Consider the following 22,790-nt stretch of genomic DNA (forward strand, 5'->3'; position numbering starts at 1 on the left):
TTGAACATTACAACGAGCAGCATCCGCACAGCGCTTTGAACTATCGCTCACCGAGGGAGTTCAGGCGCTTGGCGGCAGCACCAATTTAACAGGGAGTTGGTGTCCGGTTTTGTAGGGGCAAATCCAGTGACCTACCTGGAAGGTAATCCCGACAATCCGTTGATTACCGGTTGCGTGCCTAACAAGGTCACGCCTGTGCCGTACCCGTTGCCCGCGAACAAAACCAAAACGGTCCTGCGTAGCCAAAGCTCGCCCGCCAGTGGCGGCTACAACGAGCTGTCGATTGAAGACCGCAGTGGCCAGGAACTGATCTACCTACGGGCTCAGCGTGACATGGAGCAGAAGGTCGAAAATGACAGTCGATTGGAAGTCGGTAACGAGCGTAAGGAAATCATCAAGGGCAACAGCATCGCCGTGTTGGAAGCTGAAGAGCAACGCACCGTCACCGCTGACCGCAAAGTCCAGCTCAAAGCCAATGACTATTTGCAGGTCGCCAGTAGTAGCCACACCCGTGTAGGGCAAACGGTGGTAATCGAGGCTGGTCAACAGGTCCACCTCAAGGCCGGTGCCCATCTGATCCTGGACGCTGGAGCCAGCATCACCTTGAAAGGCGGTGGTCAACATATCGTGATTGGCCCTGGCGGTATTTTCAGCAGTACCGAGATTCAAATCGGTGGTGCGCCTGCTGGAGGAACGGCTGCCAATCCGTTGTTGCCAGGTGTATTAGCGGCCCTGGCGACCCCTCCCGCACTGTCTATGATGGCCCCGACACAAAATGCGCTGATGGCGGCAAGTAAAGTTAAAGGCACTGACATCTGCCCGCTTTGCGAGGCCTGTAAAAACGGTATTTGCCTGCCCAAAGGAATGACATCATGATGGCTGCCTGCCCTCGGCAATGGATGATCGATCAGCTAAAACTCGACCATGCCCTGTGCCTGATTCTGGACTCGGAAGGTGAGTTCGACGCCCGCCAAGCCTTGTTGAATACCTGCCAACCTGATCAGCACCGCAGTGTGTACAGCGAGACTCAGGTCTCCGCTTTGGCTGATGCGGGGCCTTTCATATTCCTCATCGACAATCCTGACGATGGGCGCATCAAAGAACTACTCAAGGTGCCCGAGCGCAATTGGGGCTGGCTTGCGAGTATTCGCAAAGATGACCTGCCCGCGCTGACCCAACACTGGCGTGAACGCATAATTATAGGCACTCGGCCTAATCAGGCGCTGTACCGTTTTCACGATAATCGTGTCCTCACCCGTGCCTTGGGACATATCCCTGAAGAGGCTCGCCCTGAGTACCTGGGGCCCGCGATCAGTGTGTGTTACTGGGAAGGTGCACGCTGGGAAGTCACCCACAACCCTGTTCCCGGCGAACACCCGCTTCCTGCTGATCCGATGTGGCTGAACATCCCCTTACCGGCAAGTCAGTCGATGGAGATACTTCAGTCCAATATCTACCGGTATTTGTGGGCAGAACACAGCGACGATCTGGTGCGACTCAGCCAGCGCCAAGACCCAAGCACTTGGCTCGCAGAACAACTCTCGCAGGCTCAGCAATGGGGATGGTCTGCCCCTGAGCAAGTGCATTTTTTGATCATCAACAAACTCAATGAAACTGAACTACCCATCATGAAAAACTGGTTGCCTCATGCCGGCGAAGCGCCGCAGGTGCACTTCGAGCGACTTTTTGATGAAGCGAAATTCTGGTCAGGAGAGCAATCAGCATGATGCACGTACGACGCTTTACTCCCCAGCTCCTACGAGCCTTGTTTATCAGCGCAATGGCCTTGGTCGCTTCGGGCTGCTCAATGGCGCAAACAGAAAGCTTTACCTTCCAGGCCGATATGCCGGAAAACTTCACCATTAGTCCGATGGCGTATTACGACTCAGCCTCAGGCGAGGCGTGTTCCGGGCATAACCTTATCCAAAGCGAGCAGCCCAAAGGAGTGCGTCCGGTTGAGTTCAAGCTGCCACTGACGGACACAGCGAAGGGGTGTTCAATGGTTTTGACAAAGGTGGTGCTGCATATCGAAGGACAGTGGGGCAAGCGTGAGCTGGACATGAGTCTACAGACTGCCGGTTTATCGATTCATGATGAGCCATCAGAAACGGTTCGCCCTTTCCCCACTTCGGGACCTCTGGTCTTTCAGGGCCAGTGCCAGTGGTTGTTTCGCACGATGGGTCCGTATCGTTACATCGTCAAAATCCTGGAGTGTCGGGCGCTCGACGCGAATGGCGTTGTGCAGAAAAGCCTGGCGGGCGCAGCGTTGCAACGCGATCAGTTAGCGGGCAAGACCGTGAAGTTGATGCTGGCGGTGGCGAAAGAGGAGCTGCCTTACTTTGATCGCTATTGGATTAAAACAACTAGTGGATGGAAACCGTGCAAGGGGAACTGGGGGCGCGACATCGAGGAACTCTGTGTAACTCCCCCTCAATTCAAACCCTTCAAAATGCCTGATGGACGTGACTGCACCGTCTACCCCAACTGCACCGAATAAGGACATCAAAGGATGAGTTCGTATAAACCCATGGAAGATGGGGATAAGCCGGCTTTCAGCGGCAAGATGTTTGCCTGCCCAAACAAAGGGCACTGGGTTAGTTTTCAGTTGGTAGACGAGTTCGGTGATGGCAAACCGTATGCTGGCCTTGCCTATACCCTTCAGGACAGCGCGAAGCAACAGTACGCGGGGGTGCTGGACGCCAAAGGGTTTGCCAAAATTGAAGACTGCTATCGTGGGCCTGTCGTATTAACGTTAGATCGCGCATATGCAGGCGGCGAGGTTGTTTATAACGACTTGATGATCCGTAAGTCATATCCACTTCCGATTACCGAACTCCAAGTTCGCGCCGAACAAACCCGCTTCTTTCACCAAGACGGTTTCCCTGTCGACAACAACCCTGCGCTAAAAGCGGGAGATAAATTCATTCAGGTAGAGGTGCGGGATCTTGTCAAACGCAGCGCACACTTACCTCCCCCCGTGATTGACCGTAAATACCCGCCGGATGACATCCTGGTAAGGGCGCTTGATGAGCTGACGTTTGGTCCAGAGCCTTTATCTCCGGTTGGTGTTGGGCTGCTGTCGAACCGACACACGCTACTACAGGTGCGCCCACTGCGTGCGTTTAGACCCATGCTCTCAACCGACGACGCCTTCAGCGCACTCAACCTGTATCAGCTTGCAATCATGGCGAATTTGAGCTATTCCGACTTCGGCCAGAACCCCGCCGAGAAGCCTGTAGACTCTGTGAGTTTCCCACTGGATCCCAGCGTCGGTAACTTTTTTGGTGATGCACTTTCAAACTATCGAGAAAGTTGGAAGGTAGACAGTTCACAGTCGCCAGTTCACCGGTACTTCCCTCTGTATGAAGAAGTTCCTTACTCGAAGCGCTTTGAGATTTTGCCGTTCGACCCAATGCAGTATGAGCAAAACAAGCCGAGCGACACTCAGGAGCACCCTGCCAATCTGCATTTTTTTGATGACGCCAGCAAGAATCGGCTTAGCGGAAAGAGCACGCAGGCGTTCATCACGCATCATGATGAAATCATACTGATCGCTATCCGTGGAACACTGGAATTGTCAGATTGGTGGCGTGACGCGGATGCGGCACAAGTTCCCTTCAAAGAGGGTAAAGGGAAGGTCCATCATGGCTTTTACGATGCCTATCAGGCGTTGAAGAAGTTTATTCAGGACTATTTATTCCGATTTTATGTCGGTCAAAAAATCATAATCAGTGGCCATAGTCTGGGTGGTGCGATTGCATTGCTGCTGGCGGAAGCATTGCGATGTGATGAAACTCAGAAATACGACATTCTCCTTTACACCTATGGATCGCCACGCGTGGGTGATGCCACGTTCATCGCGGCTGCCGAGCCGCTGACGCACCACCGGATGGTGAACAACAACGATATGATTCCCGGTGTCCCCGCACCCTGGATGAACGCACGACGATCCATCTGGATTCCTGGGCTAGCGACACTTTTTATTACCAACCCTGTTTTAGGCATATTGATCTTCGTCGCAGGTCTTGTTCGTGTTGGTGGCGATCCTTATCAGCACCACGGCACGTTGCATCACTTTATGCCCGTGGATTTTACCAGGAAGGAAAAGTCGTCGATTCTCTGGAATCCGGGTTGTGCCTCCATAGAAGAGGCCGCTTGCACTCGGGCTCTCGCCAAAGATGGCGACCTGCCATTTCGTGGTGGTTTTATCGATCAAGCCATGAGTTTAGGTGATCACAGTATACCGGGGTCTTATATCCCGTTCTCTTGGGCGACCTTTCGACGTTGGCAGCAAACTCAGGAAACGAACGGGACGGTAGTCACTGGGCGGGAATACGAACTGGTGGCGGCGGCATTGGAGACGATGCGCACCAAAGTACAGGATCAAGGTAAGCAAACAAGGAACACTCAGCGCTATAGCAACAATGATCCTGAGTACATACAAACAGTGACTGACTTGAACAAAGAGTCGCAAAATCTTCTCGACTCGCTACAACGGCTTAAAAAACAAAACGAACGCCATCTGGCACTTGTCGATGTCTACGGCAGCGCTGCGCAATCTCCCAACTTGGAAGCTGCTCTGCATCGCTGGAAGGGCCAGCGGGAGAACAAGCTGCAAGTGCAGATTGCAATGATTCCTCAGCAGGACGATGGCGATTTGATGTTTGCCTCTCGCATCGGTGCGCCTCATACGCTAGACATCGATTCTATTGTTTAGTAGGGGTGTCTACTGGCTTGTGCCTGGAATACGCACGAGCCACCCCCAGCCGGCTGTAACCCCGCCAGATTCGCGTATCCTTGACCCCACCAAACCCAAGGACCCAACTCCCTCCAATGCTGCTGATTTCCAACAACGTGCACCTGCCAGATGCCGAGATCGAGTTGACCGCGATCCGGGCCCAAGGCGCCGGTGGCCAAAACGTCAACAAGGTCTCCAGTGCCGTACACCTGCGTTTCGACATCCCGGCCTCGTCTCTGCCTGAGTTCTACAAGGAACGCCTGCTGGCCCTGCGCGACAGTCGCATCACCACTGAAGGCGTACTGATCCTCAAGGCCCAACAATACCGAACGCAGGAACAAAACCGCGCCGATGCCCTGGAACGCCTGGTGGAACTGATCCTCAGCGCCACCAAGGTCGAAAAGAAACGCCGCCCCACCAAACCCACCATGGGCTCAAAAAAGCGCCGCCTGGAATCCAAGACCAAACGAGGCAGTATCAAGGCCGGGCGCGGCAAAATCGACTTCTAGGTCGCTTGCCGTTCTTCACGGTGCTTCGGCGCCTGCCGGTACAAGTACAGGCTCAGCAGCAATCCAAAAAACGCCGCAATGGCTGCAAACAGGAAGATTGACGCAAAGCCGAACCCCGCCGCAATCGCCCCGGCCAGTGGCCCGGTGATGCCCAACGAGAGGTCGATAAACAGCGAATACGCCCCCACCGCCGCACCCCGGCTGGAGGCTGGCACCAGATTGACCGCCTCCACACCCAGCGCCGGAAACACCAGGGAAAAGCCAAACCCGCTCAACGCCGCCCCGGCCAATGCCAGGTGGGCGTCCGGTGCCAGCCACAGTAACAAGAGGCCCAGGGTTTCCACCGACAGGCAGACAATCGCCACGCGAAAGCCGCCAATACGGTTGATCAGGTTGCCGAACAACAGCCGCGCGCCGATAAAGCTGGCGCCGAACAAGCTCAGGCACAGCACCGCGTTGTCCCATTGTTGGGTGGTGTAATACAGGGTGATGAAGGTGGCGATGGTGCCAAAACCAATGGAGCCTAACGCCAGGCCACAGCCGTGGGGCAGTACGCGGCCCAGCACATGCATGAATGGCAAGCGCTCGCCCACCACGATGGGCGCCGCCACTTTCGGCCAAGCCAGCAGCAAGCCCAGCACCGCGAGCAAGATGATACTGGCACCCATGCTCCATAGCCCGAAGTGACGGACCAGCAGCACCCCCAGCGGCGCGCCGACCGCCAGGGCGCCGTAGCTGGCGATGCCGTTCCAGGAGATGACCTTGGCGGTGTTTACCGCGCCGACCCGGCCAATGCCCCAGCCGATGGAGCCCGAGCCCACCAGGCTTTCGGCGCTGCCGAGCACCAGGCGGCCGATCAACAGGCTGGTCAGGCTCAGCGCTGGCAGGTCCGAAAGCCAGGCCGAGAGCAACATGAACACGCCGCTCAGGCCGCAACCTGCCAGGCCGTACATCACCGCGCGCTTGCTGCCCAGGTTATCAATGATGCGCCCGGCATACGGCCGGCTCAGCAGGGTGGCCAGGTATTGCACGCTGATTACCAGGCCGGCGATGACGGCGCCGAAGCCCAGGTCGCTGTGTACATAGCCCGGCAGCACGGCCAGGGGAATGCCGATATTCAGGTAGCCGATGAAGGTGAAGAGAACGATGGAAACAACTTGCAGCGTGACCGCCATGGGGCGCTGGGTATCTGGCATGGGGAGAGGTCCACTGTCGCAGCAGGAAAAGATAGGCTGCTTATGATACCGATGCATTGGTCGATGCAGGGCGGCAAAACGAAAAAGTCTGGATCAAAGGTCTGGGATGCCAACTGCCGGGGGGGCGTCTGTTCAGGTCTTCCACCAGGCGAATGACGATGTGCACGGCCAGGAGCGCGTGCATCTTTTCATCATGAAGGGCGATGACCAGCCTGTTGTGGGAGGGGCCAGGACGCAGACGCCTGTTAGCGCTCGGCAGGCTTGAGCAACTGCGTGGTTACCAAGGCGGCAAGGGCGTTTTCCTGGGTGCCGAAGCGCTTGAGCAGCAGGGCCTGTTTTTGCGCACTGAGGCGGTTCCAGACGTCGACCATCTGCAAGGCAGTGTCGAGCAAGGCGCTGTCGGGCGGGGTGTTGGCGGTGTTGGTCATGGCGGGAGTCTCACGGTGTTCAGGCGGTGTGGAAAGCGCTCAATGTCACGCTTTCCACACGGTCTGGGTACGGCACTCAGTCCTGGCTTTCGCTGTCGACTGGCTTTGCCTCTTTTGGCTGGGGCTGTTCGCTGCCGGCCTGTTGCGGGGTTGGCTGCTCAGTTTCGCGCAGGCTTGGGAAGGGGAGATTAGGTATTTCGTGCATCGTCGTCGCTCCTCGCAAGGTCTGTTTTTTCAATTGCAGGTGATTCCGCGCTTTCAGAAAGCCTTGGCAGGATACAGCACTGTAAATGACAAAAAGACTTTTATATCGGCGGATGTACGAACCTTCATCGCAAAGACGCAAGTGACAAGAGGTCACACTTGGCCCTGGCGCTCCATCGCCGCCTTGTAGATCGAGTTCTTCGGCTGGGCAAAGACCCGGGCCAGCATCGGTTCGAAAAAGCTCAACGCCAGGGTGTCGTAGGCCGGGTCGAATGCTGCCGCGTCGTACTGCGCGCAGAACTCGATGGTTTGCTGGTACTGCGGGTGGTCGCCAAATTGCTCGCGCAAGTGGCGGTCCATCCCCAGGTGGTGGAAAAAGTAGTAGCCCTGGAAAACCCCGTGCTTTTCCACCATCCACAGATTCTCGGGGCTGACGAAGGGCTTGAGGATAGCGGCGGCGATGTCCGGGTGATTATAGGAACCCAGGGTATCGCCGATGTCATGGAGCAGTGCGCACACCACGTACTCTTCGTCACGGCCATCGTGCCAGGCGCGGCTGGCTGTTTGCAGCGAGTGGGTCAGGCGGTCCACCGGAAAACCGCCGAAGTCGCCTTCCAACAACCGCAGGTGCGCGACAATCCGTGTCGGCAATTGCCGGGCATAGGCGCTGAAATTCCTGGCGATGATCGCCCAGTCTTCCTGGGTGCCGTCCTGCATATGGGTGAAGCGGGCCTGCTGGTTCATCGGCGGTTCTCTTATTGTTTTTAAGGTGTGGACTAAAACGGTACCTTGCCCAGAACCATGTCGCGGTACATCACAAAATCTCCCAACAAGCTGTAAAGCGGATGCTGGAAGGTCGCCGGACGATTCTTTTCGAAGAAAAAGTGGCCGATCCAGGCAAAGCTGTAGCCGGCCACCGGCAACGCGAGCAGCAGCCACCAGGCGCCTTTGCCCACGGCAAACGCCAGAATAAAAATCACCAGGCTGGTGCCAATAAAATGCAGGCGGCGGCAGGTGCTGTTGCCGTGTTCACTTAGGTAATAGGGATAAAACTCAGCGAAGCTTTTGAATTGTCTGACGTTTTCCACGGTGGACGGCCCTTTGTTTATTGTTCTGCTCGACAGATGTTCGGCGGGGAGCTTATTTGAGTCTAGAGTCATCAGTGGTAACGGCCAGTGACAATAGATGCCACTTTAGTATCCTTGGGTTCTTGGCTGTGGTTTCAGCCTACCTTTATTGGAAAGCGTGTTAAAAAACGCCATGAGCGAACGAACGACTTCTGCAAGCTGGGCGATGGGGATAGTCAAGGCACTGGAGATGGACGGCCTGGATTGCCGCGCCTTGTTCAAGCAGCTTGGCCTGGACTACGCCGCTCTGGATGATCCTGATGCACGCTTCCCGCAGGACTCCATGACCCGGCTCTGGCAGCGGGCGGTGGAGTTGTCGGGCAACCCGGCGATTGGCCTGAACATGGGCAAGGTAGTGCGCCCGGCGTCGTTTCATGTGGCTGGCTATGCCTTGATGTCCAGCCGCACCCTGGCTGAAGGTTTTATGCGCCTGGTGCGTTATCAGCGGATCATTGCCGAAAGCGCCGACCTGAGTTTCCGACTTTTACCCGAAGGCTATGCGCTAATTCTTACGGTACACGGCGACCATCTACCACCCACCCGGCAAAGTGCCGAGGCGTCACTGGCTTGTGCCTTGGCATTATGCGGTTGGCTGACCGGACGAACCCTGCAACCGCGCAAGGTGCTGGTGCAGGGCGATCAGCCGGCGAATCTGGAACCCTATAAACAGGCATTCCATGCGCCCCTGGTGTTCAACGCCCCTTATGACGCGCTGATCTTCGAGCGATCGGATATGGAAGCGCCACTGCCCACGGCGAACGAGGCGATGGCGTTGCTGCATGATCGCTTCGCCGGCGAGTATCTGGCGCGCTTTTCGGAAAGCCGGGTGACCCACAAGGCGCGGCAAATGCTGTGCCGGCTGCTGCCCCAAGGCGAACCCAAGCGCGAGGTGGTGGCCCAGACGCTGCACCTGTCCCAGCGCACCCTGCAGCGGCGTTTACAGGAGGAGGGCACCAGTTTCCAGACCCTGCTGGACGAAACCCGTCGCGAATTGGCGGAGCAATATCTGGCGCAGCCGTCGATGACCCTGCTGGAAATTGCCTACTTGTTGGGGTTTGCCGATCCGAGCAACTTCTTCCGGGCATTCCGGCGTTGGTTCGATGCCACGCCCGGCGAGTACCGGGCGCGGTTGTTGGAGGGTGCCGCGACCGTCAGTGACGCCAGAACGCCGGAATGCACAGCACAAACACTGTAATGATCTCCAGCCGTCCCAGCAGCATGCCTAGGGACAGTATCCACTTGGCGGCATCCGGCAGGCTGGAGAAGTTGCCGGCCGGGCCGATGGTTGCCCCCAGCCCAGGGCCTACGCCGGATACGGTACTGGCGGCGCCGGTCAACGCGGTCATCCAGTCCAGGCCCAGCAGTGACAGGGCCAGGGCGATCACGCAGATAGTGATGGCGAAGAAGAACGAGAAGGTCAGGATCGAACGTACGATCTCCTCGTCCAGACGGTGGCCGTTGTACTGCTGCTTGATCACTGCACGCGGGTGAATCAGCTGGTTCAAGTTAGCCTTGAGCAGGATGTAGGCCACCTGGAAGCGGAAGATCTTGATCCCGCCAGCCGTGGAGCCTGAGCAGCCACCGATAAAACCCAGGTAGAAGAACAACATCAGTGAGAAGTTGCCCCACAGGCTGTAGTCCCCAAGGGCGAAACCGGTGGTAGTCACCACGGAGGTAACGTTCAGTGCCACGTGGCGCAACGCATCCAGCCAGTGCAGATCGGTAGTCCACCAGTACCAGGAGCCCAGTACCAGCCAGGTCACCAGCAGCAATCCGAGCAGGCCTTGCACCTGCTGATCCTTGAGCAGCGCCCGCCGGTTGCCGCGCAAGGTGGCGACGTACAGGGTGAACGGCAAGCTGCCCATAATCATCACCACTATTGCTACCCAGTGCACCGCTGGCTGTTTCCAGTGGGCCAGGGATTCATCGGAGGTGGAGAAACCGCCGGTGGAAATTGCCGACATGGCGTGGTTGATCGCATCGAACAGGCTCATCCCGGCCCACCAGAACGCCAGGCTGCCGAGGATGGTGATACCAACATAGGCCGCCACAATCAGCCGCGCCACCATGTGCGAGCGGGGCATGAGCTTCTCAGAACGGTCCGAGGACTCGGTCTGGAACAGCCGCATGCCGCCGATACGCAGCAGTGGCAGGATCGCCACCGCCATGCCGATAAAGCCGATACCGCCGAGCCAGTGCAGTAGCGAGCGCCACATCAGGATGCCCGGCGACATGTTGTCCAGGCCGCTGAGCACCGTGGAACCGGTGGCGGTGATGCCGGACATGCTTTCGAAGAAGGAGTCGGTGTAACTGATGCGTTGGGTCAGCAGGAATGGCAGCGCGGCGAACATGCAGACGGCCACCCAACTGGAGACCGTCAGCAGGTACATGTCCCGAGGACGCAGGTGCACGTGTTCCGGGCGACCGGGGATGACCAAGGCCAACCCTGCGATAAAGGTGATCAGGCTGGCCCAGAGAAAGGACGGCAGGTCGCTGGTGCGTTCGAAAATCACCAGGGTCGCCATTGGCACCACCATGGCGATCGCGAGGGTGATCAGGAAGATGCCGATAATGAAACCGATGATCCGTAAGGTCGGCAACGCCATGAGGTCCACTCGGGTGACAGGAAAGGCCGCCATTCTACCTGTGGTGCAGACCATGTAAACCGGGCATAAAAAAGGCGACCCGAAGGCCGCCTCATTCACTCACTCAACCCTTGGCGATCAAAACGCGTGATCGGCACTGTCCGGGTTCAGGTCGCCGATGCCCAGCTTGCCGGCCGCCTGCTCGATGGAGCCAGTTTGCTTGACCAGGGAGGCGATGGCATCGCGCACGATCTGGTTGCCAGCTTCGTTGCCTGCCGCGATCAACTGGTCGTAGTGCTCACCCTTGTTGGCGTGGTCAACCATGACCTGGATTTTCGCTTCGGTGGCAGCCAGGTCAGCCTTGAGGGCTGCGTCGGCGGCTGGGTCAGCCTTGGCCACCAGGGAGGACAGGCTGGCGCCGGTCAGCTTGGTGCCGTCGACACGGGTGTATTCGCCCAGGTAGACGTTACGGATGCCTTTGGCGTCGTAGAACTGTGAGTTGTGGGTGTTATCGCTGAAGCAGTCATGCTCGTCTTCCGGCGAGTTGGCTTCCAGGGACACCTTCATGCGCTCGCCTGCCAGTTCACCCAGGGACAGGCTGCCCATGCCGAACAACATTTTGCGCAGGCCGTCGGTGCCAGGTTCCGCTTCCAGGGTGGCGCGGTAGTTGTCTTCGACGTTGGGCTTCCAGTTGCCGACCATTTCTTCTAGGTCGCTGACCAGCAGCTGGGTCACAGCGCTCAGGTAAGCACGGCGACGCTCGTTGTGGCCGCCAGTGGCGCCTTCACCTTGCAGGTAGTCCGAGGCCGGACGGTTGCCGGCGCCAGGGCCGGTACCGTTCAGGTCCTGGCCCCAGAGCAGGAATTCGATGGCGTGGTAGCCGGTGGCAACGTTGGCTTCGGAACCGCCCAGCTCATTGAGGCTGGCGAGTTTTTCTGCAGTGATGTCCTTGACGTCGATCTTGTCTTCGCCGACCTGGATCTCGGTGTTGGCGATGATATTGGCGGTGGCGCCCGGGTTGCCGAGGGCGTGTTCGTAGGTTTTGTCGACGTAGTCGATCAGGCCTTCGTCCAATGGCCAGGCGTTCACCTGACCTTCCCAATCGTCAATGATGGTGTTGCCGAAGCGGAACACTTCACTCTGCAGGTACGGCACACGTGCGGCGACCCAGGCGGTACGGGCCGCTTTCAGGGTTTCGTCGTTCGGCTTGGCAAGGAAGGCGTCGATGGCGGCTTGCAGGGTTTTCGCCGTGGACTCGGAATCGCTGTAGACCGCGAACACGATGTCAGCGTAATGCGCGACCACTGCCTTGGCGGCGGCCTCGTCGACCTGGCCTGCCGTGCCGGCAGTTGGTGCGGTAGTGCTGGCGGCTGCAGCAGGTGCTTGAGGAGCAGCAGCCTTGTCTTTGCCCTCACCGCAACCGGCGAGAGAAATGGCGATGGCCAGCAGACTGGCGGTGGCCAGGGGCATACGAATCATGGCGAACATCCTGCTTCGGTAGATTATCGGGGCGCATGGCTGCGCGCAAAACTACGACATAATGCGAAAGATTTGCATTTTCTGTAAAGGGTTAACGCTGTAAATAGTTAATATCGATTTGCCACTGGCCCAGCACCGCGCCCCGGAGTGCCATCATCGGCGTAGCCGCTTCTTCGTTCTACTCAACAGCGGCTACGCCGTGTAGTGAGCTGAAATCCATCACAGAGTCACGGAGTTATTGCGCTCGGCTTGCTTCAGGTATGCCACCAACTCCCGCGCCGGCAACGGTTTGCTGTAGTGATAGCCCTGACCTTCGTGGCAGCCTTCGGAGATGATGTAGGCCTCCTGCTCGGCGGTCTCCACTCCTTCGGCGATGACCTGCATGCCGAGGCTTTTGCCCAATTGAATGATCGCGCGCACGATGGTGGCATCGTCGTCGTCATCCAGCAGGTCCTGGACGAAGCTTTTATCGATCTTGATCTTGTCCAGGGGCAGGCTTTTCAGGTAACTGAGGGATGAGTAACCCGTGCCGAAGTCATCAATGGCGATCAATGCCCCGGAGCGGCGCAGGCTCAGCAGGTGCTGGGCCGCGGTGCTGATGTCTTCCATCAGGCCGGTTTCGGTGACTTCCAGCTCCAGGCTGCGGGGCGGCAGGCGGTAGATCTGCAGCAGGTTATTGACCACTCGCGGCAACTCGGCGTGGTGCAATTGCACCGTGGACAGGTTGACGGCCATGCGCAGTTCGGTGAAGCCCTGGTCATGCCATTCCCGCAGTTGCCGACAAGCCTGGTCCAGCACCCATTCGCCGATAGAAATAATCGTGCCGTTCTGCTCCGCCAGGGGGATGAACAGATCGGGTGGTACCAGGCCATGTTCCGGGTGTTGCCAGCGAATCAAGGCTTCGACGCCGACCACACGGTGATCGCGGTAGCTGATTTGCGGCTGATACACCAAGTAAAACTGACCGCGGCCCAAGGCCTCGCGCAGGTCTTTCTCCAGTTCACGGCGGCGGCGCATCTCGCTGTCGACGCTGGCGATATAGAACTGATAGCGATTGCGTGAGCGGCTTTTGGCCAACGTCATGGTCTGTTCGGCTTTTTGCAGCAGTTTCTCGGTGCTGTCGCCGTCTTCCGGGAACAGGGTGATGCCGATGGTGGCCCGTAGACGGATTTGCTCGTGATCGAGGGCAAATTCGGCTTCCAGGTCATCGAGGATGCTTTGCGCCAGTTCGGCGGCTTCATAGGGTTGCTCGATATCGGCCTGGACCAGGGCGAACTGGTCGCCCCCCAAGCGGGCGAGGGCGCCGAGGCGGCCGCTGTGGGCGCGCAGACGGTCGGCCAGGGCCAGCAACAATTGGTCGCCGACCTGGTAGGTGAACTGCTCGTTGACGCTTTTGAAGTCATCCAACCCGACACACAGCACTGCCACTCGCCGCTGCCGGCGGCCGGAGTCGATCAGGATCTTGTCCAGTTGCTCCTGCAGTTTCTGACGATTGGGCAGGCCGGTGAGGAAGTCGTACTGGGCCATGCGCAGCAGACTGTTTTCCGCCTCGTGGCGCAGATGGGTGTTGCGTTCGATGGATTCGAGCAACTGGTTGGCGGTGTTGATCCACAGGCCCAGCTCGTTTTTTTCGTGGCCCTTGAGCTGTGGGATCTTGTGCTCGCTGGGGCGGTCCGGGTTGATCGAACTCAGGTGCTCGATGATCCGCGACAGCGGCTTGGTCAGTAGCCAGTGATAGACCAGGTACAGCACCAGGCCCATGGCCAGGGCTCGCAGCACCCCGGAGATAAAGATGATCACCGAATTGACAATAAAGCCTTTGCCGTAGGTGGCGGTGTCGAGGGTGATGCTCAGGTCGCCGTAATACTCGCTGTAGGGCCCGCGCCCTACCAGCGGTGTGGTGAAGGTGCGCTCCTGGCCGAGAATCAGGTCAGTGAGCCAGCGGCTGGGCGATTGCTGCAAGTCGCGGCTTTTTTTCGCGAGCATGGCTTCGTTGGGGTGACCGATGGAGGCCATGCGTACAGCGTCATCCTGAAACAGGCCTTCGAGGACCTGCATGCCCATTTCGCGATCCAGGCTATAGACGGCCTGGGTCGAGGGGTCGCGAAACATGTCGAGGATGCGCTGGGCATCGCCGGCCACGGCCTGGCGCGTCTTGTAGGCATCGAAGACGATCTGCGCCACGCTCAGTGCCACGCCCACTATCAATGCCGAAAGCAGCACCACCCGTAGCAACTTCACCGACAAGCTGTTTTTGAGTTCCAGCTTCAAAGGGTCATTCCTTGTTCCATACGGGTAGCCTCAATATGCCATGAGTATTGGCAATCCCGTGATGGCAGTCAAAGGTACATTGAAGTAGTTGCAGGTTTGACACCGCGCTGGCTCGTTTCTGGGCGATGGAGCGCGGCGGATTTACATCCGCCTGCGCGGTAGCGGGGGCTGGAAACGGGTAACTTATGGGCAGGTTTGGAACGGTGGATTTTGAGGTTCGAACCTCAGCTGAACATGATGGTCTTGTTCTGCGCTTTTATCGTGGCGTCGAAATTTACGGACTTGTTTTGCTCCGCGGTTGTGTTTTTCAGTGTGTCGCCCAATGTTTTCGCTATCACGTCGGCGAAGGGTTGGATCAGGGGCGCAATCGACTTGGTTATATCGGCAGCCGCTTTGGCCAGTTCGCCAATCACGGGGAGTGCTGCTAATGCTGACATAGACATCGTGAAATCTCCGATAGGGATGAGAGGGTTATTCCTCATCGACTAGGTGGCAGCAGCTACTCATCGGGTTCCACGTTGACCGCATAAAACGCATAAAAAAGCCCGGCAATTGCCGGGCTTTTTCTACTGCAAGGGTTGCTTAAGCAGTGAAGGTCTTGCCTTCGAATTGCTCAGCGACGAACTTCCAGTTGACCAGGTTCCAGAACGCTTCCACATACTTTGGACGCACGTTGCGGTAGTCGATGTAGTAGGCGTGTTCCCAGACATCGCAGGTCAGCAGCGGGGTATCGCCGCTGGTCAGCGGGTTGCCGGCGCCGATGGTGCTGGCCAAGGCCAGGGAACCGTCAGCTTTTTTCACCAGCCAACCCCAACCGGAACCGAAGGTGCCGACGGACGTTTTGGTGAATTCTTCCTTGAACTTGTCGAACGAACCGAAAGCAGCGTTGATGGCTTCAGCCAGCGCGCCGGTAGGTTGACCGCCAGCGTTTGGCGCCAGGCAGTTCCAGTAGAAGGTGTGGTTCCAGACCTGAGCGGCGTTGTTGAAGATGCCGCCCGAAGAGGATTTGACGATCTCTTCCAGGGTCTTGCCTTCGAACTCGGTGCCAGGCACCAGGTTGTTCAGGTTCACGACATAGGTGTTGTGGTGCTTGTCGTGGTGAAATTCCAAGGTTTCCTTGGAGATGTGCGGCTGCAGGGCATCGTGTGCGTAGGGCAGCGGCGGCAATTCGAAAGCCATGATGATTCTCCTAATCAGGTCAGTTGCGGTGAGCGCAAGGCCGATCACGGGCGGCCAAACAAGCGCCGGGGAGTTTGTACTCTTTGCGGCGCAGGGACAGGATCATAGCACCGGGGGTGCGGCATAACCACGCAACAACTGTGTGGGATAGAGGTTCCAAAGTCTTTTGGATGCTCTTCAATTAAGATCAGACGGCGCTTATTAATTGATAGGCGACGCTGAACATCATTACTGCCACCAACAGGTCCAGTAGGCGCCACGTCGCAGGGCGCGCCAGCCAGGGTGCCAGCCACGCCGCACCCAGGGCCAGGGAGGAAAACCACAGGAATGACGCACTGGCGGCGCCTGCTACATAGGCACCGGGTTCGGTTTGCTGGGCGCCCAACGACCCAATCAACAATACGGTGTCGAGATACACGTGAGGATTGAGCAGCGTCACGGCCAAAGCGCTGAGCATCACCGCACGCAGCGAGCGAACTTTTTGGTTTGCCCCTTGGCCCAGGCTCTGCTGCGAACAGGCCCGACGCAAGGCGAGGGCGCCGTACCACAGCAGGAACGCCGCGCCACCCCAGCGCGCAATGGCCAGCAGCAATGGATTGCTCGCCAGTACCGTCGCCAGCCCAAACACCCCAGCGGCCACCAGCAGCGCATCGCAGACCACACACAGTGCCGCCACCGGCAGGTGATGCTCACGGCGCAGGCTTTGCGCCAGGACAAAGGCGTTTTGTGTACCGATGGCCATAATCAACCCCAGGGCCACCAGCAGTCCGTTCACATAGCTTTGCCACATAAGGTTTACTCCGCGTGCGCCGCCAATTGCCGCAACACCGTCATTGCCTGTTCAGCATCGTCGCGGCCGACAAACAAGTGATCGTGGTAGTAACCGGTGATCACGTTGCAACTGATGCCAGCCTTGCCCAAGGCGCTGGCGAATGCCGCGGTCAGGCCAACGGCTTCCAGGGCCGAATGCACATTCAAGGTGATCCACGCTGCCACATATTCGAACGGCAACCCGGCCTGTTCGGCCTGCTGGCGCTCGACGATCACCGTCAAACCTTCCTGCTCGCGGAAGCTGCCGATCACCTCGCAACCTTCCGGGATACGGTTGTCGGCCAGGGTGCAGAACACGTAGTCACCGTCATTGAGGTGCGGGCTCATGCTACGCAACAGGGTTGCCAGGGCGGTTTCGCCAGCCATGTGGATGATCCTTGAAGATAAGAAGCGATGCTGGCTATTCTCCGGCCCAACGCTGTATAAGAAAAACCAATATTACTGATCGCTCATTAGGGAAACTGATGTTCGACTATAAATTGCTTTCCGCCCTGGCGGCGGTGGTGGAACAAGCCGGTTTTGAGCGCGGTGCCCAGGTGCTGGGCATCTCGCAATCGGCGATCTCCCAGCGCATCAAACTGTTGGAAGCGCGAATCGGCCAGCCTGTGCTGGTGCGAGCCACGCCGCCTGTGCCTACGGAAATCGGACGGAGGTTGCTCAACCACGTGCAGCAAGTACGGCTGTTGGAGCGCGACCTGCAAAGCCAGGTCCCGGCGCTGGACGAAGAGGGCATGCCTGAACGCCTGCGCATCGCCTTGAACGCCGACAGCCTGGCGACCTGGTGGGCGCAAGCGGTGGGTGATTTCTGCGCCGAACAGCACCTGCTGCTGGACCTTGTGGTGGAAGACCAGACCGTTGGCCTCAAACGCATGCGTGCCGGTGAAGTGGCCGCCTGTGTTTGCGCCAGTGAACGGCCGGTCGCCGGTGCCCGCAGTTTGTTGCTGGGGGCGATGCGTTACCGGGCACTGGCCAGCCCAGCATTTATCGCCCGGCACTTTCCCGATGGCGTGCGTACCGATCAACTGGCGCGTACCCCCGCATTGGTGTTTGGCCCTGACGATTTTCTGCAGCATCGCTACCTGGCGTCCTTGGGCGTCGACGGTGGTTTCGAACACCATTTATGCCCATCGTCCGAAGGTTTTATCCGCCTGACGGAAGCCGGTTTAGGGTGGGGCCTGGTGCCCGAGTTGCAGGTGCGCGACCAGCTTGAGCGCGGTCTCCTGGTGGAGTTATTGCCAGATAAGCCCATTGATGTGCCGCTGTACTGGCATCATTGGCGCAGTGGCGGGCAATTGCTCGGTTTGTTGACCGAGCATCTGGCACGGGCCAGCGGCCAATTGCTGGTGCCCTTGGAGTGACAGTCAGCGTCAAGGCAACAGGTAGGAAAAACCAAAGAATGCGGAGTAATACATGAAAATTCTGGTCACCGGCGCAAGCGGCTTCATCGGCGGGCGCTTTGCGCGTTTCGCCCTGGAGCAGGGCCTGGACGTGCGGGTCAACGGGCGCCGGGCCGAAGGTGTCGAGCACCTGGTAAGGCGTGGCGCCGAGTTTATCCAGGGTGACTTGAATGATCCGGACCTGGTGCGCGACCTGTGCCACGATGTCGAAGCCGTGGTCCATTGCGCCGGCGCCGTAGGGCTTTGGGGGCGTTACCAGGACTTTCACCAGGGCAACGTGCTGGTCACCGAAAACGTCGTAGAAGCCTGCCTCAAACAGCGGGTAGGGCGCTTGGTGCATTTGTCGTCGCCGTCGATCTATTTTGATGGCCGCGATCACCTGGGGTTGACCGAAGAACAAGTGCCCAAACGCTTCAAGCATCCTTATGCAGCCACCAAGTACCTGGCTGAGCAAAAGGTATTCGGCGCCCAGGAATTCGGCCTCGAAGTACTGGCCCTGCGCCCGCGCTTTGTCACGGGCGCCGGCGATATGAGCATCTTCCCGCGCCTGTTGAAAATGCAGCGCAAAAATCGTCTGGCGATCGTCGGTGATGGCCTGAACAAGGTCGACTTCACCAGTGTGCACAACCTCAACGAAGCGCTGCTCAGCAGTTTGCTCGCCACGGGCTCTGCGTTGGGCAAGGTTTACAACATCAGTAACGGCGCGCCGGTGCCGGTGTGGGATGTGGTCAACTACGTGATGCGGCAAATGGAACTGCCTCAGGTCACCCGTTACCGCTCCTACGGTTTGTCCTACAGCGTTGCGGCGCTCAACGAGGCGTTTTGCGCGATGTGGCCGGGGCGCCCGGAGCCTGCCCTGTCACGGTTGGGGATGCAGGTGATGAACAAGGATTTCACCCTTGACATCAGCCGCGCCCAGCATTACCTCGACTACCAGCCCAAGGTCAGCCTGTGGACCGCTCTCGATGAGTTTTGCAGTTGGTGGAAGGCTCAGGATGCGGCCTTCAAATAACCGGCAATACACCGGGAACCGAATTTCGGGTTCATGGCCGATCAACGCAACGTGCAAGGGGTTTATACTCCCGCCGCTGGGCTTTCCATGTGGCTACCTCAAGGGTTTAAGGTTGATTCATGCGTAACGATGCTAACGACGACTTCGACAATGTGCCGAGCCTTCGCGCCGACAGTGCGGACGACGATGATTTTGTGCCGACCCCGGCCACTTCCGTACGCTCCCGACCCGCACCGGTGGTCAAGGTCAAGAGTGCGAGCACCGGCCCGCTGTGGGCATTGGTTGGCGCGCTGTTGTTCGCCTTCGCCGGTCTTGCCTGGTGGAGCTTCCAGCAGATTTCCCTGATGGGGCAGCAGTTGGTGGCGACCCAGGAAAGCTTCGCGCGCATTAGCGAAGAAGCGGCAGGGCGCCTGCAGGACATTTCCGGCAAGGTGGTGGCCAGTGAGGCCAACGTCAATAACGGCAGCGAAGCGCTGAAGATGCAGATCAAGCAGCTTGAAAGCCAATTGCTGGAGCAGGGCAAGCAGCAACAAGGAGTGGCCGGTCAGGCTACCGACCTGGACAAGCGCCTGGCGCAGATGACTGCCAGCACCACTGAGCTGGCGACTGCCAATGTGCAATTGCAAGCCCAGGCCAAAGCCCTGGCGGCTGAACTGGCGACGTTTAAAGCCGCTCAAGTTGAAGCGGGTAAGGTGAATGCCGAGGTCAAGGAGCTGAGCACCGATGTGGCGTCCTTGAAGAAGCAGGGCAATCCAACGGTGGCCATCGCCCGCCTGGAGCAGGATCTACTGGTACTCAAGAGCGAGCAGGACAACCGTCCGGCTGCTTCCGAGGGTCCTACCAACAAAGAATTCGATGTGTTCCGCATCCAGACCACCCGCAATATCACTACCTTGCAGAGCCAGGTGCAGAACCTGCAGCAGCAACTCAACGCGCCAGCCAAGGTCACGCCGCTCGGGCAATGACCTCCTGAATGAGTGGGCTTGTTGTGGCGAGGGGGCTTGCCACAGAAAGCCCTCATCACAAGTGATCTGTTCGACTCATGTCACCAGTCAGTGACATTTCCAGCCCTCTTGGTTACTTGCCCCCGCCCTCCCTTTGTTTAGACTCCTGCCACCCCACAAAAACAAAAAGGGCCAATCATGACCATGCAACCGCTGCCTTCCAGCAGTTGGCTGAACGCACCCGCCCATCACGCCTGGCTCGCCGCTGAAGGCCAGCGCCTGCTGTCGTTCGCCAAGGCCTCCAAACTCCCTGACGGTTTCGGCAACCTCGACGACCAAGGTCGCTTGCCCACCAATGCCCGCACCGAAACCATGAACACCGCCCGCATGACCCACAGCTTCGCCATGGCCCATGCCATGGGGCTGCCGGGCTACGCCGACCTGGTGGAACACGGCGTCGCAAGCCTCAGTGGCCCGCTGCGGGATGCTGAATATGGCGGCTGGTTCGCGACCCCAGGCGCCAGCGACGGCAACACCGGCAAGGCTGCCTACCTGCATGCCTTTGTCGCCCTGGCGGCCAGCTCTGCCGTGGTAGCCGGAGCCCCCGGTGCGCAAACCTTGCTCAACGACGCCATCCACATCATCGACCAGTACTTCTGGAGCGAGGAGGAGAGCGCGATGCTCGAATCCTTCGCGCAGGACTGGGGCGGCGTAGAAGCCTATCGCGGCGCCAACAGCAACATGCACGCCACCGAGGCCTTCCTTGCCCTGGCCGATGTCACGGGTGACAAACGTTGGCTGGACCGGGCGCTGCGCATCGTCGAGCGTGTCATCCACAACCACGCTGGCACCAATCAATTCATGGTGATCGAACACTTCGACCGCCACTGGCAACCGTTGCGTGGTTACAACGAAGATAACCCGGCCGACGGCTTTCGTCCCTACGGCATCACCCCCGGCCACGGTTTCGAATGGGCGCGCCTGGTGTTGCATCTGGAAGCCGCGCGCGAGCAAACCGGGCTGCTTACACCCAACTGGCTGCTGGCCGACGCCAAGAGTTTATTCGCCAGCGCCTGCGAATACGGCTGGGCCGTGGATGGCGCGCCCGGCATCGTCTACACCCTCGACTGGGAGCAACGTCCGGTGGTGCGCGAGCGTTTGCACTGGACCCACGCCGAAGCCAGCGCCGCTGCACAGGCCTTGCTCAAACGCACCGGCGAGCTGCATTACGAAACCTGGTATCGGCGGTTCTGGGAGTTCTGTGAAATCCACTTTATCGACCGCATCCATGGCAGTTGGCACCATGAACTGAGCCCGAAAAACCTGCCGAGCAGCAAGGTTTGGGGTGGCAAGCCGGACCTGTACCATGCCTGGCAAGCGGTGCTGCTGCCCGGCCTCCCCTTATCTCCGAGCATGGCCAGCGCTCTGGGCACGGGCGCCTATGTAACCAGCTGGTGACATAGGAGCGTCCCTTTGTTACCTGCAAGTCAAAAATCCCTGTTTAGAATCCCATGCAGCGCAAGCACCAGACTTGCATGCATAACAACAAGAAAAGGTACTCAGATGAACGCGATTAATCGCCTCGCCGTCGCTATTTCCATTGCCTCGTTGTTTCCCCTCACTGCTCTTGCCGCCGACTCGAAAGGGACGGTTGAAGTTGTGCATTGGTGGACCTCCGGCGGTGAGAAAGCGGCGGTAGATGTCCTGAAGGCCCAAGTCGAGAAAGACGGCTTCACCTGGAAAGACGGCGCCGTCGCAGGTGGCGGTGGTGCCACAGCCATGACCGTGCTGAAAAGCCGTGCGGTCGCTGGTAACCCGCCAGGTGTTGCCCAGATCAAAGGCCCGGACATCCAGGAATGGGCGTCTACCGGGCTGCTCGACACCGATGTCCTGAAGGACGTTGCCAAGGAAGAGAAGTGGGACAGCCTGCTCGACAAGAAAGTCTCCGATACCGTGAAGTACGAAGGTGAATACGTCGCCGTGCCGGTGAACATTCACCGCGTCAACTGGCTGTGGATCAACCCTGAAGTCTTCAAAAAAGCCGGTATCGAAAAAAATCCTACCACCCTCCAGGAATTCTACGCGGCCGGCGACAAGCTCAAGGCGGCGGGTTTCATCGCGCTCGCTCACGGCGGCCAGCCTTGGCAGGACAGCACCGTTTTCGAAGCCGTAGTGCTCTCGGTCATGGGTGTAGACGGCTACAAGAAAGCCCTGGTCGATCTGGATAACGCCACCCTGACCGGTCCTGAAATGGTCAAGGCGCTGACAGAACTGAAGAAAGTCGCGACCTACATGGACGCCGACGGCAAGGGCCAGGACTGGAACCTGGAAGCGGCCAAGGTCATCAACGGCAAGGCCGGTATGCAGATCATGGGTGACTGGGCCAAGAGCGAGTGGACAGCGGCCAAGAAAGTCGCCGGCAAGGACTACGAATGCGTAGCCTTCCCTGGCACCGAAAAAGCCTTCACCTACAACATCGACTCCCTGGCGGTGTTCAAGCAGAAAGACAAGGGTACTGCGGCGGGTCAGCAGGACATCGCCAAGGTCGTCCTGGGTGAGAACTTCCAGAAAGTCTTCAGCATCAACAAGGGCTCGATCCCGGTTCGTAACGACATGCTGAGCGACATGGGCAAGTACGGTTTTGACTCCTGCGCCCAGACCGCGGCCAAGGATTTCCTGGTGGATGCCAAGTCCGGCGGCCTGCAACCGAGCATGGCGCACAACATGGCGACCACGCTGGCCGTACAGGGTGCGTTCTTTGACGTGGTGACCAACTTCATCAACGACCCGAAGGCCGACCCTGCGCAAACCGCCAAGCAACTGGGCTCAGCGATCAAGTCTGCCAAGTAAACCCTTGTGGGAGCGGCGCACCGCCGCTCCCACAAGGAAT

At 58.6% G+C, this 22,790-nt stretch carries 22 protein-coding genes and 1 pseudogene; 11 read left to right on the forward strand and 12 right to left on the reverse strand.

All coding sequences use genetic code 11. The features are described from left to right. Nucleotides 1–126 precede the first annotated feature (126 nt). From FQ182_RS22675 to arfB, 5 genes and pseudogenes are all read left to right on the forward strand, one after another. A pseudogene (locus FQ182_RS22675) lies at nucleotides 127–876 on the forward strand (type VI secretion system tip protein VgrG); the annotation flags it as partial. Further along, a complete protein-coding gene (locus FQ182_RS22680; protein ID WP_149413765.1) occupies nucleotides 873–1,727 on the forward strand; it encodes a DUF4123 domain-containing protein in 855 nt (284 codons plus the stop codon). The pseudogene FQ182_RS22675 and the gene FQ182_RS22680, both read left to right, overlap by 4 nt. Next, nucleotides 1,724–2,497: a hypothetical protein gene (locus FQ182_RS22685; RefSeq protein WP_256666314.1), complete on the forward strand. Its 774-nt coding sequence runs from the start codon at nucleotides 1,724–1,726 to the stop codon at nucleotides 2,495–2,497. The genes FQ182_RS22680 and FQ182_RS22685 overlap by 4 nt, the downstream gene beginning before the upstream one ends. Before the next feature lie 12 nt (nucleotides 2,498–2,509). After that, nucleotides 2,510–4,717, forward strand: coding sequence for a lipase family protein (locus FQ182_RS22690; protein ID WP_256666315.1), 2,208 nt, complete (start codon nucleotides 2,510–2,512; stop codon nucleotides 4,715–4,717). 116 nt (nucleotides 4,718–4,833) lie between these two features. Then, nucleotides 4,834–5,247 (forward strand): alternative ribosome rescue aminoacyl-tRNA hydrolase ArfB, encoded by a 414-nt coding sequence (arfB, locus tag FQ182_RS22695; RefSeq protein WP_149413766.1) that lies wholly within the window; start codon nucleotides 4,834–4,836, stop codon nucleotides 5,245–5,247. Here the strand turns inward: arfB and FQ182_RS22700 are convergent. The 5 genes from FQ182_RS22700 to FQ182_RS22715 all read right to left on the reverse strand — a co-directional run bounded on the left by FQ182_RS22700 (nucleotide 5,244) and on the right by FQ182_RS22715 (nucleotide 8,163). Beyond that, on the reverse strand, nucleotides 5,244–6,443 hold the full coding sequence (locus FQ182_RS22700) for an MFS transporter (protein ID WP_149413767.1): 1,200 nt from the start codon (nucleotides 6,441–6,443) through the stop codon (nucleotides 5,244–5,246). The genes arfB and FQ182_RS22700 overlap by 4 nt on opposite strands. Nucleotides 6,444–6,688: 245 nt before the next feature. Then, entirely contained in the window at nucleotides 6,689–6,871 is a 183-nt protein-coding gene (locus FQ182_RS22705; protein ID WP_133099529.1) for a hypothetical protein, read from the reverse strand. Between the two features lie 76 nt (nucleotides 6,872–6,947). Beyond that, nucleotides 6,948–7,076 carry a hypothetical protein gene (locus FQ182_RS30450; protein ID WP_256666316.1) on the reverse strand — a complete coding sequence of 43 codons (129 nt, stop codon included), beginning with the start codon at nucleotides 7,074–7,076 and terminating at the stop codon, nucleotides 6,948–6,950. A 152-nt stretch (nucleotides 7,077–7,228) separates the two neighbouring features. Next, the gene (locus FQ182_RS22710) at nucleotides 7,229–7,819 is read right to left on the reverse strand and encodes an HD domain-containing protein (RefSeq protein ID WP_149413768.1); all 591 of its coding nucleotides are present in this window, start codon (nucleotides 7,817–7,819) and stop codon (nucleotides 7,229–7,231) included. Between the two features lie 32 nt (nucleotides 7,820–7,851). Continuing rightward, nucleotides 7,852–8,163 carry a DUF962 domain-containing protein gene (locus FQ182_RS22715; RefSeq protein WP_149413769.1) on the reverse strand — a complete coding sequence of 104 codons (312 nt, stop codon included), beginning with the start codon at nucleotides 8,161–8,163 and terminating at the stop codon, nucleotides 7,852–7,854. Between the two features lie 172 nt (nucleotides 8,164–8,335). On the opposite strand from FQ182_RS22715, the gene FQ182_RS22720 reads away from it, so the two are divergent. Then, nucleotides 8,336–9,397, forward strand: coding sequence for an AraC family transcriptional regulator (locus FQ182_RS22720; RefSeq protein WP_149413770.1), 1,062 nt, complete (start codon nucleotides 8,336–8,338; stop codon nucleotides 9,395–9,397). Here FQ182_RS22720 and FQ182_RS22725 read toward each other — a convergent pair. The 7 genes from FQ182_RS22725 to FQ182_RS22755 all read right to left on the reverse strand — a co-directional run bounded on the left by FQ182_RS22725 (nucleotide 9,354) and on the right by FQ182_RS22755 (nucleotide 16,913). Next, entirely contained in the window at nucleotides 9,354–10,808 is a 1,455-nt protein-coding gene (locus tag FQ182_RS22725; protein WP_149413771.1) for a TrkH family potassium uptake protein, read from the reverse strand. The genes FQ182_RS22720 and FQ182_RS22725 overlap by 44 nt on opposite strands. Before the next feature lie 117 nt (nucleotides 10,809–10,925). Continuing rightward, nucleotides 10,926–12,266: an imelysin family protein gene (locus tag FQ182_RS22730; RefSeq protein ID WP_149413772.1), complete on the reverse strand. Its 1,341-nt coding sequence runs from the start codon at nucleotides 12,264–12,266 to the stop codon at nucleotides 10,926–10,928. Nucleotides 12,267–12,485: 219 nt separating this feature from the next. Further along, entirely contained in the window at nucleotides 12,486–14,537 is a 2,052-nt protein-coding gene (locus tag FQ182_RS22735; RefSeq protein ID WP_149413773.1) for a bifunctional diguanylate cyclase/phosphodiesterase, read from the reverse strand. A 224-nt stretch (nucleotides 14,538–14,761) separates the two neighbouring features. Next, nucleotides 14,762–14,980 (reverse strand): hypothetical protein, encoded by a 219-nt coding sequence (locus FQ182_RS22740; protein WP_149413774.1) that lies wholly within the window; start codon nucleotides 14,978–14,980, stop codon nucleotides 14,762–14,764. Nucleotides 14,981–15,119: 139 nt separating this feature from the next. Beyond that, nucleotides 15,120–15,716, reverse strand: a complete 597-nt coding sequence (locus tag FQ182_RS22745; RefSeq protein WP_017125974.1) for a superoxide dismutase — start codon at nucleotides 15,714–15,716, stop codon at nucleotides 15,120–15,122. Between the two features lie 187 nt (nucleotides 15,717–15,903). Further along, nucleotides 15,904–16,506, reverse strand: coding sequence for a LysE/ArgO family amino acid transporter (locus FQ182_RS22750; protein ID WP_149413775.1), 603 nt, complete (start codon nucleotides 16,504–16,506; stop codon nucleotides 15,904–15,906). A 5-nt stretch (nucleotides 16,507–16,511) separates the two neighbouring features. Next, nucleotides 16,512–16,913 carry an ACT domain-containing protein gene (locus tag FQ182_RS22755; protein ID WP_149413776.1) on the reverse strand — a complete coding sequence of 134 codons (402 nt, stop codon included), beginning with the start codon at nucleotides 16,911–16,913 and terminating at the stop codon, nucleotides 16,512–16,514. 98 nt (nucleotides 16,914–17,011) lie between these two features. Here FQ182_RS22755 and FQ182_RS22760 point away from each other — a divergent pair, with 98 nt between their 5' ends. The 5 genes from FQ182_RS22760 to FQ182_RS22780 all read left to right on the forward strand — a co-directional run bounded on the left by FQ182_RS22760 (nucleotide 17,012) and on the right by FQ182_RS22780 (nucleotide 22,750). Next, nucleotides 17,012–17,905 carry a LysR family transcriptional regulator ArgP gene (locus FQ182_RS22760; RefSeq protein ID WP_149413777.1) on the forward strand — a complete coding sequence of 298 codons (894 nt, stop codon included), beginning with the start codon at nucleotides 17,012–17,014 and terminating at the stop codon, nucleotides 17,903–17,905. Nucleotides 17,906–17,957: 52 nt separating this feature from the next. Continuing rightward, a complete protein-coding gene (locus tag FQ182_RS22765) occupies nucleotides 17,958–18,956 on the forward strand; it encodes an NAD(P)-dependent oxidoreductase (RefSeq protein WP_149413778.1) in 999 nt (332 codons plus the stop codon). Between the two features lie 119 nt (nucleotides 18,957–19,075). Continuing rightward, on the forward strand, nucleotides 19,076–19,921 hold the full coding sequence (locus FQ182_RS22770; protein WP_149413779.1) for an ATPase: 846 nt from the start codon (nucleotides 19,076–19,078) through the stop codon (nucleotides 19,919–19,921). A 177-nt stretch (nucleotides 19,922–20,098) separates the two neighbouring features. Next, nucleotides 20,099–21,358, forward strand: coding sequence for an AGE family epimerase/isomerase (locus FQ182_RS22775; RefSeq protein WP_149413780.1), 1,260 nt, complete (start codon nucleotides 20,099–20,101; stop codon nucleotides 21,356–21,358). A gap of 105 nt (nucleotides 21,359–21,463) precedes the next feature. Beyond that, nucleotides 21,464–22,750: an ABC transporter substrate-binding protein gene (locus FQ182_RS22780; RefSeq protein ID WP_149413781.1), complete on the forward strand. Its 1,287-nt coding sequence runs from the start codon at nucleotides 21,464–21,466 to the stop codon at nucleotides 22,748–22,750. The last annotated feature ends 40 nt before the right edge of the window (nucleotides 22,751–22,790 follow it).

This window comes from Pseudomonas sp. ANT_H4 (assembly GCF_008369295.1).
In the GTDB taxonomy this organism is placed as follows: domain Bacteria; phylum Pseudomonadota; class Gammaproteobacteria; order Pseudomonadales; family Pseudomonadaceae; genus Aquipseudomonas.

What these genes read in the sequence shown, in the direction of transcription:
- FQ182_RS22680 (WP_149413765.1), top strand. Translation starts at nt 873, where the DNA reads ATGATGGCTGCCTGCCCTCGGCAATGGATGATCGATCAGCTAAAACTC.
- FQ182_RS22685 (WP_256666314.1), top strand. Translation starts at nt 1,724, where the DNA reads ATGATGCACGTACGACGCTTTACTCCCCAGCTCCTACGAGCCTTGTTT.
- FQ182_RS22690 (WP_256666315.1), top strand. Translation starts at nt 2,510, where the DNA reads ATGAGTTCGTATAAACCCATGGAAGATGGGGATAAGCCGGCTTTCAGC.
- arfB (WP_149413766.1), top strand. Translation starts at nt 4,834, where the DNA reads ATGCTGCTGATTTCCAACAACGTGCACCTGCCAGATGCCGAGATCGAG.
- FQ182_RS22700 (WP_149413767.1), bottom strand. Translation starts at nt 6,443, where the DNA reads ATGCCAGATACCCAGCGCCCCATGGCGGTCACGCTGCAAGTTGTTTCC.
- FQ182_RS22705 (WP_133099529.1), bottom strand. Translation starts at nt 6,871, where the DNA reads ATGACCAACACCGCCAACACCCCGCCCGACAGCGCCTTGCTCGACACT.
- FQ182_RS30450 (WP_256666316.1), bottom strand. Translation starts at nt 7,076, where the DNA reads ATGCACGAAATACCTAATCTCCCCTTCCCAAGCCTGCGCGAAACTGAG.
- FQ182_RS22710 (WP_149413768.1), bottom strand. Translation starts at nt 7,819, where the DNA reads ATGAACCAGCAGGCCCGCTTCACCCATATGCAGGACGGCACCCAGGAA.
- FQ182_RS22720 (WP_149413770.1), top strand. Translation starts at nt 8,336, where the DNA reads ATGAGCGAACGAACGACTTCTGCAAGCTGGGCGATGGGGATAGTCAAG.
- FQ182_RS22725 (WP_149413771.1), bottom strand. Translation starts at nt 10,808, where the DNA reads ATGGCGTTGCCGACCTTACGGATCATCGGTTTCATTATCGGCATCTTC.
- FQ182_RS22730 (WP_149413772.1), bottom strand. Translation starts at nt 12,266, where the DNA reads ATGATTCGTATGCCCCTGGCCACCGCCAGTCTGCTGGCCATCGCCATT.
- FQ182_RS22740 (WP_149413774.1), bottom strand. Translation starts at nt 14,980, where the DNA reads ATGTCTATGTCAGCATTAGCAGCACTCCCCGTGATTGGCGAACTGGCC.
- FQ182_RS22745 (WP_017125974.1), bottom strand. Translation starts at nt 15,716, where the DNA reads ATGGCTTTCGAATTGCCGCCGCTGCCCTACGCACACGATGCCCTGCAG.
- FQ182_RS22750 (WP_149413775.1), bottom strand. Translation starts at nt 16,506, where the DNA reads ATGTGGCAAAGCTATGTGAACGGACTGCTGGTGGCCCTGGGGTTGATT.
- FQ182_RS22755 (WP_149413776.1), bottom strand. Translation starts at nt 16,913, where the DNA reads ATGGCTGGCGAAACCGCCCTGGCAACCCTGTTGCGTAGCATGAGCCCG.
- FQ182_RS22760 (WP_149413777.1), top strand. Translation starts at nt 17,012, where the DNA reads ATGTTCGACTATAAATTGCTTTCCGCCCTGGCGGCGGTGGTGGAACAA.
- FQ182_RS22765 (WP_149413778.1), top strand. Translation starts at nt 17,958, where the DNA reads ATGAAAATTCTGGTCACCGGCGCAAGCGGCTTCATCGGCGGGCGCTTT.
- FQ182_RS22770 (WP_149413779.1), top strand. Translation starts at nt 19,076, where the DNA reads ATGCGTAACGATGCTAACGACGACTTCGACAATGTGCCGAGCCTTCGC.
- FQ182_RS22775 (WP_149413780.1), top strand. Translation starts at nt 20,099, where the DNA reads ATGACCATGCAACCGCTGCCTTCCAGCAGTTGGCTGAACGCACCCGCC.
- FQ182_RS22780 (WP_149413781.1), top strand. Translation starts at nt 21,464, where the DNA reads ATGAACGCGATTAATCGCCTCGCCGTCGCTATTTCCATTGCCTCGTTG.